At 35.7% G+C, this 14,048-nt stretch carries 11 protein-coding genes; 7 read left to right on the top strand and 4 right to left on the bottom strand.

The genetic code is table 11. The features are described from left to right. Nucleotides 1-42: 42 nt before the first annotated feature. Together HY987_RS02660 and HY987_RS02665 are read right to left on the bottom strand one after the other, a co-directional pair. Entirely contained in the window at nucleotides 43-3,963 is a 3,921-nt protein-coding gene (locus HY987_RS02660) for a hypothetical protein (RefSeq protein ID WP_292755354.1), read from the bottom strand. Between the two features lie 113 nt (nucleotides 3,964-4,076). Continuing rightward, complete coding sequence (locus HY987_RS02665) at nucleotides 4,077-4,505, bottom strand: pyridoxamine 5'-phosphate oxidase family protein (RefSeq protein WP_292755356.1); 429 nt, start codon at nucleotides 4,503-4,505, stop codon at nucleotides 4,077-4,079. 255 nt (nucleotides 4,506-4,760) lie between these two features. On the opposite strand from HY987_RS02665, the gene HY987_RS02670 reads away from it, so the two are divergent. The 4 genes from HY987_RS02670 to ribC all read left to right on the top strand — a co-directional run bounded on the left by HY987_RS02670 (nucleotide 4,761) and on the right by ribC (nucleotide 8,230). Further along, nucleotides 4,761-5,738, top strand: a complete 978-nt coding sequence (locus HY987_RS02670) for a methionine synthase (protein WP_292755360.1) — start codon at nucleotides 4,761-4,763, stop codon at nucleotides 5,736-5,738. Continuing rightward, nucleotides 5,726-6,343, top strand: a complete 618-nt coding sequence (locus HY987_RS02675) for a thymidylate synthase (protein ID WP_292755362.1) — start codon at nucleotides 5,726-5,728, stop codon at nucleotides 6,341-6,343. The genes HY987_RS02670 and HY987_RS02675 overlap by 13 nt, the downstream gene beginning before the upstream one ends. Nucleotides 6,344-6,548: 205 nt before the next feature. Next, complete coding sequence (gene mch, locus HY987_RS02680) at nucleotides 6,549-7,511, top strand: methenyltetrahydromethanopterin cyclohydrolase (RefSeq protein ID WP_292755364.1); 963 nt, start codon at nucleotides 6,549-6,551, stop codon at nucleotides 7,509-7,511. A gap of 260 nt (nucleotides 7,512-7,771) precedes the next feature. Then, complete coding sequence (gene ribC / locus HY987_RS02685; RefSeq protein WP_292755366.1) at nucleotides 7,772-8,230, top strand: riboflavin synthase; 459 nt, start codon at nucleotides 7,772-7,774, stop codon at nucleotides 8,228-8,230. 102 nt (nucleotides 8,231-8,332) lie between these two features. Here the strand turns inward: ribC and HY987_RS02690 are convergent, their stop codons facing one another. Then, a complete protein-coding gene (locus tag HY987_RS02690) occupies nucleotides 8,333-9,001 on the bottom strand; it encodes an ABC transporter ATP-binding protein (protein WP_292755368.1) in 669 nt (222 codons plus the stop codon). Further along, a complete protein-coding gene (locus tag HY987_RS02695; protein ID WP_292755370.1) occupies nucleotides 8,994-10,109 on the bottom strand; it encodes an ABC transporter permease in 1,116 nt (371 codons plus the stop codon). The genes HY987_RS02690 and HY987_RS02695 overlap by 8 nt, the downstream gene beginning before the upstream one ends. A gap of 577 nt (nucleotides 10,110-10,686) precedes the next feature. On the opposite strand from HY987_RS02695, the gene HY987_RS02700 reads away from it, so the two are divergent. The 3 genes from HY987_RS02700 to HY987_RS02710 all read left to right on the top strand — a co-directional run bounded on the left by HY987_RS02700 (nucleotide 10,687) and on the right by HY987_RS02710 (nucleotide 13,993). Next, entirely contained in the window at nucleotides 10,687-11,007 is a 321-nt protein-coding gene (locus tag HY987_RS02700; protein ID WP_292755372.1) for a carboxymuconolactone decarboxylase family protein, read from the top strand. 218 nt (nucleotides 11,008-11,225) lie between these two features. Then, a complete protein-coding gene (locus HY987_RS02705; RefSeq protein ID WP_292755374.1) occupies nucleotides 11,226-13,280 on the top strand; it encodes a histidine kinase N-terminal 7TM domain-containing protein in 2,055 nt (684 codons plus the stop codon). 263 nt (nucleotides 13,281-13,543) lie between these two features. Next, nucleotides 13,544-13,993: a MarR family winged helix-turn-helix transcriptional regulator gene (locus HY987_RS02710; protein WP_292755376.1), complete on the top strand. Its 450-nt coding sequence runs from the start codon at nucleotides 13,544-13,546 to the stop codon at nucleotides 13,991-13,993. Nucleotides 13,994-14,048: the final 55 nt, after the last annotated feature.

Here is a 14,048-nt window from a genome sequence, read left to right on the forward strand (position 1 = left end):
AAATAAAAATTATTTAGAAATTTAATTTAAATTTAGAAATAATTAATTTTGTGAGATCAATTGCTCTATAACCGTTCCAATTTCAATTAAATTATCAAAAGGAATATACAATTCATTGGATAAATTATCTAACGATGAATTTTCTATTTTTGTAATATAACTTAAAATAATGTCACTATTAGGATCATTATCTCCATTATTAAACTCATTTATTAAAAATTTTTTAATATTTAGAGTATTTTCTTTTAAAACACTTAATTTATTGTTCAAAGTAGCCATATACTTATTATATAATTTAATTTCATAATTTTGAGATTCTTTAAGCACTTTAATTTCATTTAACCATCCTATAATCATTTGGATCTCTGTTAATATTGTAATGATTCCCGTAAGTTTTAAAAACGGTGAATTTTGAAAATTAAATTCTTCTAAATGACTTAATAATTTTTTATCAATTTTATGGGGCATTAGAGCCCAAATGTTATCTTCAACTCGCCCTTTTACTATATCCATAATTTGATTAGAACTTATCTGATAGCCCCCATCATAGATAGATTTTCGATGATATAGTGGTATTATACAAAAAAAGTCGGCAATATCAATAATTTGAGTTAATTTCTCAATTATCATACCAAAAGCATCATTAAGGATTTCGAAATCTTCGATAGAATAAGCAAAAGACAAATATCTTAGAGGAGGATCAAAATAAATATCCTTTGGAAGGATAATATTAATACCTTCATTTTCTAGGGGTTCAAGAGCATCACGAGCACGTTTTAATAATAAATCACGTTTTTCACCTTTATTTACTTTTATGTATCTCTTTATATCGTTAGGCGGGTTTATTGATGGATTATTAAGCCACATTGGTGGACTAAGAATCCATAAGCTCAATAAATCACATAATAACTCATACTCTTTAATTTCATTTTCATTTAAGAATTGAAAATTGAAATATATGGGATAATTATCAAAAATAGGTCTAAAAACAGTTTTTAGTTCTTTTAAATATTTAAAAACGTCTTGAAAATTTAATAAAACTAATTTTCCAATTTTAATATCTCCAGAGATTATATATTCTGGAAGTTGATTAAAGAAGTTTATAAAACTACCCGACCACTTTTTAGCTAATTTGAAATTCTCTTGTATCTCTTTTGACGCTTGAGGAGGAAGATCGACCTCATATTTGACTATATTGTCTAATATAGACATTAAGTCATTATTTTGGTAAATTTCTTGAAAATTATATTTTTTCCTTAGAAGTAAGTTTATTAACTGTCTAGAAAATTGTTTTACAAATTTTAGAGTATTTTCTCTAAGAATAAACCATGATTGTTCAAATATATAGAAGCTATCGGGTAAATAATGTTCATCAAGGATTCTGCCTAAAACTGCATTTTTATTAATATCACTCTCAAAAGGCAATTTTTCTTTAGACATATTAGCTATAGTATCATCTTCTGGAGGTATGAATTCAAAAGGTAATGTCCACTTTCCTTTAGACTGATACTCTTTGCAAAAAGGAATTGATGATCTTAAACCTCGAAGCCTAGACATTTTTTGTTCATAAATATCAGTATCATCTGGAATAAACTCCATATAAAGGATATTTTCATTTATTTCTAATTTAATACATTCTAAATTAAACTTAAGATAACCAATTATGGATTCTTGATTTTCTGAAACCCAATTGCAATAGGTATTCTTTTCATATCTGTAAAGACCTTGTGCAAAACAACTAAATTCATTTATTGATTTTTCAAAAATATTAGAATGAATTAAATCATCTTTAACAAATGGCCAAACATCCATTTCAAGTTCACATAATGAAAACCAATCAAGTAATATACCTACTTCCTTATAATTATCATTAAACTGTTTAGGATCAATATTTTCATTTATCCGTATTAAAAAATCTTTGCATAAATCTAATCCTCGAGGAACAATTTTAGCACGTTCTGCAATTTCTTTTAGTTTGTAAAAATTTTGACCTTTATCACCTGCAGAATCCCCTAATTTTTTCAATGAGATATCTATGTCAGTAAATTCACAAAATTCAACATGCATAAAGGTAATAGCCGGAGAACCCATAAAATCATAACCTTCATCAAAAATATTTTCATTTATTAAAAAGAATTTTCGCTCTCCAGCTTCGAAAATACCTTCTAAAATGTATAAAATATAATTAATATTCAAATCCTTTTCTGCAATCCCATTTAAAAATGTTTTTTCATTCAAACCTTCTTTACAAAGAGCGTTTGAAACAAATTTTGAAATGTCTTCAGATTGTATAGCATCAAATGTTTTTAATCCTGTTTCTGCTAATCCTGGATAGTATTCGTGAAGTATTTCGGTAAGATGCTCTGAACGAACCCAATGATGTCCTTTAATTAATTCACCTTCGATTTCAATATATTCATTTAATAAAGATTTCAATAACTCTTGTTTATCATCTCTTGATTCAATATTATCTAATAATTTCTTAATACGAACCGGAGTTCCTAAAGTATTGGCTAATGAACTTCTTCTTAATATTTCAATTTTGGACTGATCTTCTCCAAGCCTTGTAAATTCTCTGATCTGATCTCTTAGTTTTTCTTTGAGCATTTTACCTTGAGTAATTAAATAAATATATTCTAAAAGTAATTTAGGTTCGTCTATTTTTTCATATGCGTGTTCTGGTGAATTAATTTCTTGATTAACTTTTCCCTCTAATTTAAAAACTTTATAAATTTCTTTAGCCTCTTCAAAATTTAATTTAGGTTCTATAACCTCATATTTTGTAGTACCTTCCTTTAAGAAACGATACCAATCTTCATTACGGATTGTTGCCAGAACATTTATCCCTAAAGAAACACATTCTTGGATTATTAATGATGATAACCTTGTATGTGACCCTATGTCATCAATCAATAATAGAATAGGTACACCTAAACTAGTTCTAAATTTAAGATAATTACGAACAAGCTCAATTTGTTCCCTGTTTTCAGCTAATCTCAAAATAAAAATATTTTCCTCAGGCCAAAAGCCATATGCATATCGATATAAAAGAGCAGACTTACCTTGTCCACTTGAAGATTTAATAATACAAATTTTGGCCGTAGAAATAGCTTTATTTATTTTATCTAACCAAAATTCTCTTTTAAAATCAGCTCCAGCCACAATATGCCCTGGACGAGTTTTTTTACCTTCAAAAAAATCAGATACTTTTTCATCTTTACTCCAATTTATCCTGCCAATCAGTCCTTGTCCATAAGCTTTTATTTTCTCTTGGAATTCTGTTTCTTTTGATATACTCTCTGTAATATTTAATTTAATCTCATTAAGATCTGATAATGTAATTATTTTACGATCTTGAGCCCATTCTAAAAATTTAGCAATTAAAACTAATATATAAAAATTAACTGATTCTCCTATCAAATCAAAATTATCAGCAGTTAATAACCTTATTTGGTTTAAAATATCTTTTTCATCTGTCTGTATTATATTTAATTTTTGTAAAAGTTTATTTACTTCCTCAAAAGATAATTTTAAATCTTTAGACATTTTTCTAATTTTTCTTGAAATATGTTTTTGTTCTCCAGAGGGCAATGAATCTAAATTAATTAATTTTTCAACATTTCCATCCACTTCTGCCCCTATTATTAAAGAAAAATTAGAGTTTGGTTCTTTTTTAAGTACTTCCATAAAATTTGGAATTATCTCTTTGAGTTTACTCCAATTCCATTTATTTATAGATGTTTTCACTTGAATATATTCATTTTCTAAGCTTAAACCTATAAGATCTAAATCTTCAATCCCTTCAGGTCTAATAAAATTAATATTATTTGTATAAAGATCAAAAGAACGTAATACTGAATATAATATCTGAAATCTAATGCCCCGAATGTTACTAGCTCCATGATATCTCATTTTAAAAATATTGTCGAGACTACTCCCTAGTTCTTCTTCATTGGATTGCATTTACACACCAATTTTGAATTTTAATTTAACACAATTTATACTTTAACTATTAAAAACAGAAATAACCTCTAATTTAAAAAAAAGAAACTAAATTAAAAAAAGTTTATAATTCTTTAATCCCCAAACTCGATAATCTCTTTTGGTTTCAAATTACTCTCCCAGTCCCAGAAGTGGGCTTCCCCCTTGGAAATCCGGAATACAACCAGTTCGGGACCTTCTGCAGTGAGACCGAACTCACCTAAAAAGGGTCGGTCAGCTAAAACTTTCTTTTTAACTTCCACATCATCCAGGAATTCAATCTCACCAGCCACCCTTAGCATGGTTCCCACTGCTTCATCCGGATGGTAAAAAGCCAGTTCCACCTTACCATTTTTCTCAAGCTGTCCCACCATCTCTTTCATGGTGGCAGTCTGGAAATAAAAACCAGTTTCATCCGCGTACCACATTCCCATACCCCTCACGCGGGGCTGGTCACCCTCAGCAGTTGCCAGCCAGGCAACTGGGTTTTCATTGGCAAATTTCACACAATCTGTAAATTCCATATAAAACATCCTCCTATTCCCTTAATTAACTTCATATCTTATTGTGCAGTGATTTATTTTATGTTTTTACATTACTATATAATGGCAGGACCGAATTAGTATTGTATTATATGTTGAAAGAGCCATATTCAGTGATTGGATATGTTCATTAGGAAATAATACATTTAATAAATAAAAAATACATTAGGGAATAACAATAAAAAGACCCTAGAATAAGAATATTTATAACCATAAAAACATATAATGAGGTTTTCAATGCTAACCACTGTAGTTGGAAGTTACCCTTCACCACCACAGGAACCATCATCCTTCCTTTCCAGGATATCTTCTCTTCTGGCAAGTTACGACTCTTATCAGGCTGCTGTAGAGTTTGCGGTCCGGGAGCAGATAAAGGCTGGTGTGAATATCATATCCACCGGACAGGTGCGCGGGGACATGGTGGAGATATTCGCCCGGGATATAACTGGAATGGTCTGGGAAGATGGAACATCCAAGATCAAGGGCAGAATACTCCCAATCAACTATTCTATAGGTGCAAAAGACATTAAAATTGCCTTAAAAACTGCAAAGAATATATCTGAAGATTTCAAGACCGGGAGCACAGTTTTACATGGTGGTGAATTTAGGGAAGATGCCCGGGGTGTTAAGGGCATCATAACCGGCCCCACCACTCTGGTCTTGTCATCAAGAATGGAAGGATTCTACACCCTGGAAAAAAGGGATAAAGCAATAATTGACATGGCACAGGCCCTTAATCGTGAGGCGAAATACCTGGAAAATGCAGGTGCGGCCATGATACAATTCGACGAACCATTCCTCTCCACTGGAATGGCTGATATCAAAACAGCCTATAAGGCCATAAAAATCACCCAGAACGGTTTGAAAGTACCCCTGGCAATGCATGTATGTGGAGATGTGGGACAGGTCTTTGGGAAACTTTTGAAATTCCCGGTGGACATAATTGACTGTGAATTTGCAGGAATAGAAAAGAATCTTGAAATTCTTCAAAACACTGATCTGGGTGGTAAGAAGATTGGTTTTGGATGTGTGGACACCAAAACTGAGAGAGTGGAAAGTCCAGAGGAAATTCGCACCTTAATTGAGAAGGGAGTAGAAATTATTGGAGCAGAAAACATGATTGTTGACCCGGACTGTGGAATGCGTATGTTGCCAGCGGAGGCAGCTTATCAAAAACTTAAAAACATGACGGAGGCATCTGGATGGCTATCCTGATTAAAACTCCCACCATAAAATCTGGATGGGAAACACTGGTTAAGCGGGTAATGCAGAAAGGTTCTGAAATAAAGGATGAAAGAGGCTCCCTAACACTTGAGCTTCGCAACACTGTGGTCACCATGAACCGACCACTGGAACTGGAGATCCCTGATGGATACTTTTGGAGTGGGGAGAAACTGGAGATATACGCTGAACAATTCCTGAGTGATGATAAACAGGGATTCGTCTACACCTATGGCAACCGCCTGCGGAAACATTTTGCGGGAATCGACCAGATAGGGGAAGCAATCAGGCGTCTTAAAAACTGTAAAGAATCCCGAAGGGCCATATCTGTCACCTGGGACCCTACCACAGACACCAAACAAGAAGAAGTACCTTGCATGATCCTGGTGGACTTCAAAATCCGAGACGGTAAACTTCACACCACTGGATTATGGCGTTCCCATGATATTTATGGAGCATGGTTCCCCAACGCAGTGGGATTAACTCATCTATCAAAATACGCTGCAGAAGAAGTGGGAGTGGAAGTGGGAAGTCTAACCATACACTCAATCAGTGCCCACATATATCAGGTGAACTTTGAAGAAGCTTTAAGAGTGTAACTAATGATGTTATAGTGTAAGCGATTGAATAATGTGATTAGTGTAATTTGCAAGTTTTATTAGGTTTAACAATCCATTTTATAAATTTTTTTAAAGACATATGAAAACCAAATAAAAAAACTTAAAAATCCTGATAGAGTAAAGTGAGTTTAATGGATAATTTTTACATTATCCATTGGATCTCACTTTCATTGGAGATGATCAGATGGTAAGTGTCAATTTAGAAGCTAAAAAAACAGTAGACTTAATGATTGAGAATGCAGACGACCTTAATATTGCAGTTCACAAACTGGAAAACGGTTCAACAGTTATAGATGCCGGAGTGAATGTAACTGGAAGTTTTAAAGCAGGAGAACTTTATACTAAAGTTTGTCTGGGTGGACTGGCTGAAGTGGGAATATCCATCCCCGGAGACCTCTCTGAAGGCTTTGCATTACCCTCAGTAAAGATAAAAACACATCAGCCAGCCATTTCAACCCTGGGATCACAGAAAGCAGGATGGTCTGTCAGTGTGGGTGACTTCTTTGCCCTGGGATCTGGTCCGGCAAGAGCACTGGCCCTGAAACCTGAAGAAACCTATGAAGAAATTGGTTACATGGATGAGGCAGATCTGGCCATCATCACCCTGGAATCAGACAAGCTCCCTGGAGCTGATGTCCTCGATTACGTAGCTAAAGAATGTAAAGTTGCTCCTGAGAATGTTTACGCCCTGGTAGCCCCTACATCATCTCTGGTTGGTTCTATCCAGATAGCAGGAAGGGTAGTAGAAAACGGAACCTACAAGATGCTGGAGGCCCTACACTTCGACGTTAACAAGGTCAAACACGCAGCAGGAATAGCTCCAATAGCTCCAGTGGACCCTGACGGCTTAAAAGCCATGGGAAAAACCAATGATGCAGTTTTATTTGGAGGCCGAACCTACTACTTCATTGAATCAGAAACCAAGGATGACCTAAAAGCACTGGCTGAGAACTTACCCTCCTCTGCTGCAGATGGATACGGAAAACCATTCTATGATGTTTTCAAAGAAGCCAATTTCGACTTCTTCCAGATCGATAAGGGAATGTTCGCACCAGCAGAAGTAGTAATCAATGATCTTACCACTGGAGAATTATTCCGCGCAGGATACGTTAACGTGGAATTATTAAAGAAATCCTTTGGATTATAGGGTGAATCACACCCCCTTCTTTTTTAATTTCTTTTTCAGAATCTTTATTTAGACCCTTTTTTATAGGTCAATATAGGATATTAAAAATTTCTGGAAATTATTCTATTATTCAATTAATTTGTATTCCTTCTTTTACAAAATATTCATATAAAACCAGTACCAAGAACAATATGCAAAGACAAAAATTATCATTAAACTTGAACTGTGCTTAATCTTTAGAATGATAACTTTTTATAGTGATAACTTTTCAGTGTGATAAAATGAAAATAGGAATCTGCGATACTACTTTTGCCCGTTACGATATGGCCTCTGCCGCTATAAACGAAATAAAACAACAAGTAGCTAATAATAAAATAATCCGAAGAACAGTACCGGGTGTTAAGGATCTTCCAGTGGCCTGTAAAAAACTCATTGAAGAAGAGGGTTGTGAAGTGGTTATGGCCCTGGGAATGCCCGGACCTGAGTTAATGGATAAAACCTGCGCCCACGAAGCATCTACTGGACTCATACAGGCCCAACTCATGACCAACACCCATATCCTGGAAGTCTTTGTCCATGAGGATGAAGGAGTTGATGAGAAGGACCTCAAATTCCTGGCAGATAACCGTGCCCGGGAACATGCTCAGAACCTGGTTAAAATGTTCTTCAAACCAGGTGCACTTGAAAAAGAGGCAGGAATGGGGATGAGGGAAGGACATCCTGATAAAGGACCTTTATAACATCCTATTAAACTTAAGATTTATTTATAATAATTAAGAGAATTTTAAAAAGAAACAAGGGAAAATAAGGAATTTATCTAAAAAATTCCAGCCCTTATTTCATTAGACCTTTATTTTCCCATCTAAGACCTCAATGGTCCTTTCTGCCAGGTTAGCCACTTTCAGGTCATGAGTGACCATGATTAAGGTGACCTCCTCTTTATCATGGAGATCCTTCAGGCGTTTAAGGATCATCTCACCATTTTTAGAGTCCAGGGACCCGGTGGGTTCATCTGCCAGGATTATGGATGGATTATTGGCCAGGGATCGGGCAATGGCCACCCTCTGCCTTTCACCACCAGAAAGCTCAGTGGGCTTTCTTTTAACTTTATCCGAGAGATTCATGTAATCCAGTAGTATCAAAGCTTTTTCTCTCATTTTCTTACCTGATAAACCACTTTCAAACATGGGTATTTCCACATTTTCCACCACACTGAGGTTGGGGATCAGGTTGTGGAGCTGGAAAATGAAGCCAATTTCCCTGGAACGAAATTCACTGAGATCCTTCCTACCCTTAAGATCGTAGCCAGCCACATTTATAGTGCCTTCATCTGGCCGGTCCAGGGCTCCGATCATGTTAAGGAGGGTGGATTTCCCGGAACCAGATGGTCCGATAATGGAAACAAATTCACCTTTTTTGATGGTAAGATCAATACCGTTCAGGGCGGTTATCTTTCCTTTGTCAAAACCTTTTTTGAGACTTTTAATCTCCACGATGTTCTCATCATTCATAACGCAACGCCTCGGTTGGTGGTAAGCGACTGGCCCGGTAGGCAGGATAAAATCCTCCAATAAGGCCGACTATAAGGGCTACTAAAAGGCCCCGTAGGAACACGTCAGGGGAGTACACTGGTTGTATGAATCCGCTCATTCCCAGTGCCAGGAGCACTTGGATGGCCACCAGTCCCATGATTATTCCCACTACCCCTGCGGCCAGGGTCAGTACTATGGATTCTCCCAGTATCATGGATAATATTCTCCTATCCTTCCATCCCACTGCTTTCAAGACACCTATTTCTCGGGTACGTTCATATACCGACATGATCATGGTGTTTATCACACCAATTCCACCGATGACAATGGCCAGGAGTGAAATCGCCCAGGAAGCTGTGTCTATGGTGTTTAAACCCTGGTCAACGCTTTGTAGGTCCTCCAGTGAGGCTATGGTGGTGATGTCCTTTCCATATTTATCTTCAATGGATTTGGTTATTTCATCCACATTGGCGTCATTTTTGATCTTAACGTAGATCATGGTGACTTTACCCTCTTTTTCCTCAATTGCCTGGACATTCTTGAGGGACATGTAGGTACCCCCATCCTGCTGCAGGTCACCGGTTTCAAACACTCCCACAACTTTGTAATCCTCTTTACCCAGGGTTATGGTGTCTCCCACAGTCTTGTTTAACTTTTGGGCGCCAACTTTACCAATTATCACTTCTTTAGCATCAGGCGAAGAAAATTCCGTCCCATTGGTGATTTTCATTCCACTCATAGTTAATTTGGCCGGGTCAATGCCTATAATAACAAAATAAGGATTATCTCCCACCGGTTGTATGGCAGTCAGGATCCCCACAGCATCATCCACCCCCTCAACCTCTTTTATTTTATTAACGTAAGATTCATCTATCTCACTGAGAAACATATCTGATACATTGGTCTCCACAACCGTGAAATCTGCTCCTCCTGCTTTCAAAGTTTCCTCTGTAGAAGATTTCAATCCATCAGTGATGATCCCCAGAGCCACAATAGTGGCAATGCCAATGGCAATCCCCACTACAGCCAGCGCAGTTCTGGTCTTGTTACGGAATGGATTTTTAACAATCAAACCTAAAAATGACATTATATTCGCCCCATTTCTTTACAACACTTTTTAATCTGAATTTTCTTTTTTTCGTTTTGATTTTTTAATAAATTAGGAGTTCTAATTTATTTTTTTTCTTTCATCCCAAATTTCATCTCATTTTTCTTTAGAAACTACAATTCATCCCATTTTTTTCAAATAACTATTCCATTTTACTTTATTTTGTTTCCAAATTTTGTGTTTATCTTATTCATCCCTCTACAAGCTATGTAAATGTTAAATTTGGATTTGTACGTTATAAAAGTTTCCTTAGGGGGTTCTAACAATTTTAGGGCATTCTAACATTTTTTATTTTATCTAAAATTCATAATACTTGATCAGTTGGTGCTAGGTGATGTACAAGGGGTTTTTGGGGATGAATGTCAGGAATGACATGACTTTAATTTTTGTTTTTCATGGATTTTATAGGTGGTGAATCACTGGAGGGGGCTGTTTTAATAGATTGGAAGAATCATTTTAAGAGCTGAAGAAAATCATTTTAAGAAAATTCGGAACTTATATATGAAAAAAATAACATATTTTAAAGGTGATAAAGAGTATATTCGGAGGGAAAAAGATGAAAGAAGACGTTTTTTATGGTAAAGGAATGGTTCATGTTAAAAAAGACTATCCTGATATCTATAAAGCAGTAGTTGAGCTTAACGAAGCAGCTTACTCTGGAAAAGTCTTGGATTACCGTACACAGAAGCTGATTGCCCTGGGTATAACTGCAGCAGCCTCTGATGACCGGGCAATGAAGAAGCAGATGGTAAGTGCCATGAAAGAATTCGATATAAGCCGGGATGAAATTGTTGATGTCCTGCGGGTGGTTCTTTTAACTTCAGGCAACCCTCCATTCACCAAGGCCATGAAAATATTATACGATATCAGTGAGTAAATTTTTTTTTACTCATCTTTTTTTTAGAAAATTTTTATTCTTTTTAAAATTCATTCTTTCTAAATCCAACAAATGTAAACACTATAATACTTCCAACAAAAATAGTATCCTATTAACAAACTAAATCCATCTTAAAACAATAATCTAATGAAATGGTCACAAGTTAACCGTCTTTAATGGGTTGACATAAAAATAATAATGGTCTAGAGGAATTATATATGAGTGCTCAACATTCTTTTTTAGGGATCATATTGCTTATCAGTGCCATAATACTCCTCTACCTATCTTTTTACAGTCTCAGGAAGCGTTCTTCCAATTTGTATTTCTATTTCTCCCTACTTACCCTATCTGTGTTTTTCTGGTGTTTGGGTTCTGCCATGGAGTTTTTCAGTCTCCAGATGTGGGCCAAAATATTCTGGATAAAAATCAGTTACATTGGAGTGGCTACTGCGGCACCCTTATGGTTTATGGTAATCTTAGAATACGCTCAACATGAAAAATACCTTAAACCAGCGTATATTGGGATGTTAATGGTTTTACCCCTGGTCATCATCCTCCTGGCGTTTACCAATGATTTGCATGGACTCATCTGGCCCAGCATCACCCCTGTTTCCAGCATGACTGGTTCACTTTTAATATACTCCCATGGAGTGGGATTCTGGGTGAACATTGCCTACAGTTTCATACTCATAATCCTGGGACTGATAATCCTGTTAAGACTCTTAATGAAATCTCCCAGAATATACCACACTCAAATATTGATCCTAATCTTAAGTGGACTAATACCCTTGTTTTGCAGTGTTCTGTACAACACGGATGCACTGGGCATCCCTGGACTGGATATAACCCCATTTGGGTTAACTATTTCAGGATTACTCCTGGCCATATCAATCTTTAAATTTTCTCTCTTAGGTATAAGGCCCATTGCTTATGAAAAACTCTTTGAAACAATAAAAAATGGGTTCATGGTTTTTGACACCAATGACACGTTAATTGATGTTAATCCTGCTGCAGAAATGATTGGGATAACTGCTGTTTGTGTGGGTAAACCGGCAACAGAAGTACTGGATGAGTTTCCTGAATTAAAAGAGTTCTATCAAAAAGCTGGTGAAGAAACAACAGTACATATAGGAGATCCTTGGAATCTGTGGATTCGGATGCAAATCACATTCCTTTACGATCAAAATGAATTTAAAGGACGTTTATTGACAATTCAAGATATAAGTAAACTTAAAAGAATAGAAAAAGATTACAGTGACAGTGAAGAACGTTATAAAAACTTATCTGAACTTTCTCCCGATGCAATTCTGGTGGTTATTGGGGAGAAAATAGTTTTTGCCAACAAGGCTTCTGCCACTATATTTGGCCTGGATGACCCCCAGGATCTTTTAGATAAAAATCTTTTCAGCTTTTACCATCCGGATTCAGTGGAAGTTGCTAAAAAACGTTTACACGAAGTTTTAACTGAAGATAAAACTTTAGACTTTATTGAAGAGAAAATAATATCCCTTAATGGTCAACTTAAGGATATTGAAGTAGGGGATGCTCCCATAACTTATGATGGTCAGCGGGCTGTTCAGATAGTAGCCAGGGATATCAGCCAACGAAAAAAACTGGAAGCTGAACTGAAAAATTCCCTGAAAGAGAAGGATCTGATGATGAAGGAGATCCATCATCGTGTAAAAAATAATTTGATGGTTATCCAGAGCCTTCTCAACCTGCAATCCCGGTATATTAAGGATACAGATGCTCGGGATATTTTTAAAGATAGTCAGAACCGTGCAAAATCCATGGCCATGATCCATGAAAGCCTTTACCAATCCAGTGATCTTAAGAGGATCGAATTCAGTGAATACATAACCACTCTGGCCAAAAACCTCTTCTACAGTTATGCTGCTGACCCTAAACGGGTGAAAATGAATGTCAATGTAGATGAGGTTATGCTGGATATAAACACAGCTATTCCACTGGGACTCATTTTAACAGAATTGATATCCAACTGTTTAAAGTACGCATTCCCTGATGGGGAAAGTGGTGAGATAAAGGTTGATTTCCATTCTGATACTGATGATGGTACTCATAAATTTAGGTTAACAGTCAGTGATAATGGGGTTGGTCTTCCCCCTGACTTTGACCCTAAGAAATCTGATTCACTGGGGATAATGTTGATTTACAGTTTATCTGAACAGATCAGTGCTGAACTTAAACTGGACACCACTGGTGGGACTAAGTTCGAAATAACATTTGAAGAAAAGTTGGATCATTCCAAATAGTGATAATGTATCTATTTTTTCACACAAGTTTTTCATGATCAATACCTTTCATAATATTTCATTTTAGTTGTTCGGACAATTGTTGCATTGACAACATATATATGGTAGAAAACCCTACTAAATATGTATAGGATAATTTTTGCAGAGTCAAATTTCAAACTTTATACTATTTAACTTTAATTCAAGTTTTAATTTAGATTTTACTTGTTATAAATTAATATTAACCTTAAAAAAATTCAAAATACCTATTAGGAGTGAAAATCATGTCTTTAGACATCCCATTCAGGGGAATTGTATCCATAGTAGTCCGTAACCACTTCATATTCATGAACCGGGAGCTGAAGCATCTAGAACTTACTGAAGGACAGGTTCCCTGTCTAATGGTCCTTTCCAAGAAATCGGGAATTACCCAGGATGATCTGGCAAAAATGTTCCATATCGATAAAGGGACCATCGCCAGAGCCATAAGAAAATTAGAAGAAAAAGGGATGGTCAATAAGGTTCAGGACCCTGTGAATCGTCGGAGATATTTATTATCCCTGACTGGGAAAGGGAAAGAAGTAGTTCCTGTAATTCTTCGTGCTGAGAAGAAATGGGAAGATATCCTCTTTAAAGGTTTTTCAGATGAAGAACGATCTTTTATGATTGAAGGAATGAATAGACTGGCAGAAAATAGTCTTGGAAGTGATTGTAATCAATTTAATGATAAATAAATGAGAAAATTCAATCTATTGATATTTAAAAGCTATTTCAAGATTAATTTTGTAG

It is taken from the genome of Methanobacterium sp., assembly GCF_016217785.1.
Taxonomy (GTDB): Archaea; Methanobacteriota; Methanobacteria; order Methanobacteriales; family Methanobacteriaceae; genus Methanobacterium.

What these genes read in the sequence shown, in the direction of transcription:
- HY987_RS02660 (WP_292755354.1), bottom strand. Translation starts at nt 3,963, where the DNA reads ATGCAATCCAATGAAGAAGAACTAGGGAGTAGTCTCGACAATATTTTT.
- HY987_RS02665 (WP_292755356.1), bottom strand. Translation starts at nt 4,505, where the DNA reads ATGGAATTTACAGATTGTGTGAAATTTGCCAATGAAAACCCAGTTGCC.
- HY987_RS02670 (WP_292755360.1), top strand. Translation starts at nt 4,761, where the DNA reads ATGCTAACCACTGTAGTTGGAAGTTACCCTTCACCACCACAGGAACCA.
- HY987_RS02675 (WP_292755362.1), top strand. Translation starts at nt 5,726, where the DNA reads ATGGCTATCCTGATTAAAACTCCCACCATAAAATCTGGATGGGAAACA.
- mch (WP_292755364.1), top strand. Translation starts at nt 6,549, where the DNA reads ATGGTAAGTGTCAATTTAGAAGCTAAAAAAACAGTAGACTTAATGATT.
- ribC (WP_292755366.1), top strand. Translation starts at nt 7,772, where the DNA reads ATGAAAATAGGAATCTGCGATACTACTTTTGCCCGTTACGATATGGCC.
- HY987_RS02690 (WP_292755368.1), bottom strand. Translation starts at nt 9,001, where the DNA reads ATGAATGATGAGAACATCGTGGAGATTAAAAGTCTCAAAAAAGGTTTT.
- HY987_RS02695 (WP_292755370.1), bottom strand. Translation starts at nt 10,109, where the DNA reads ATGTCATTTTTAGGTTTGATTGTTAAAAATCCATTCCGTAACAAGACC.
- HY987_RS02700 (WP_292755372.1), top strand. Translation starts at nt 10,687, where the DNA reads ATGAAAGAAGACGTTTTTTATGGTAAAGGAATGGTTCATGTTAAAAAA.
- HY987_RS02705 (WP_292755374.1), top strand. Translation starts at nt 11,226, where the DNA reads ATGAGTGCTCAACATTCTTTTTTAGGGATCATATTGCTTATCAGTGCC.
- HY987_RS02710 (WP_292755376.1), top strand. Translation starts at nt 13,544, where the DNA reads ATGTCTTTAGACATCCCATTCAGGGGAATTGTATCCATAGTAGTCCGT.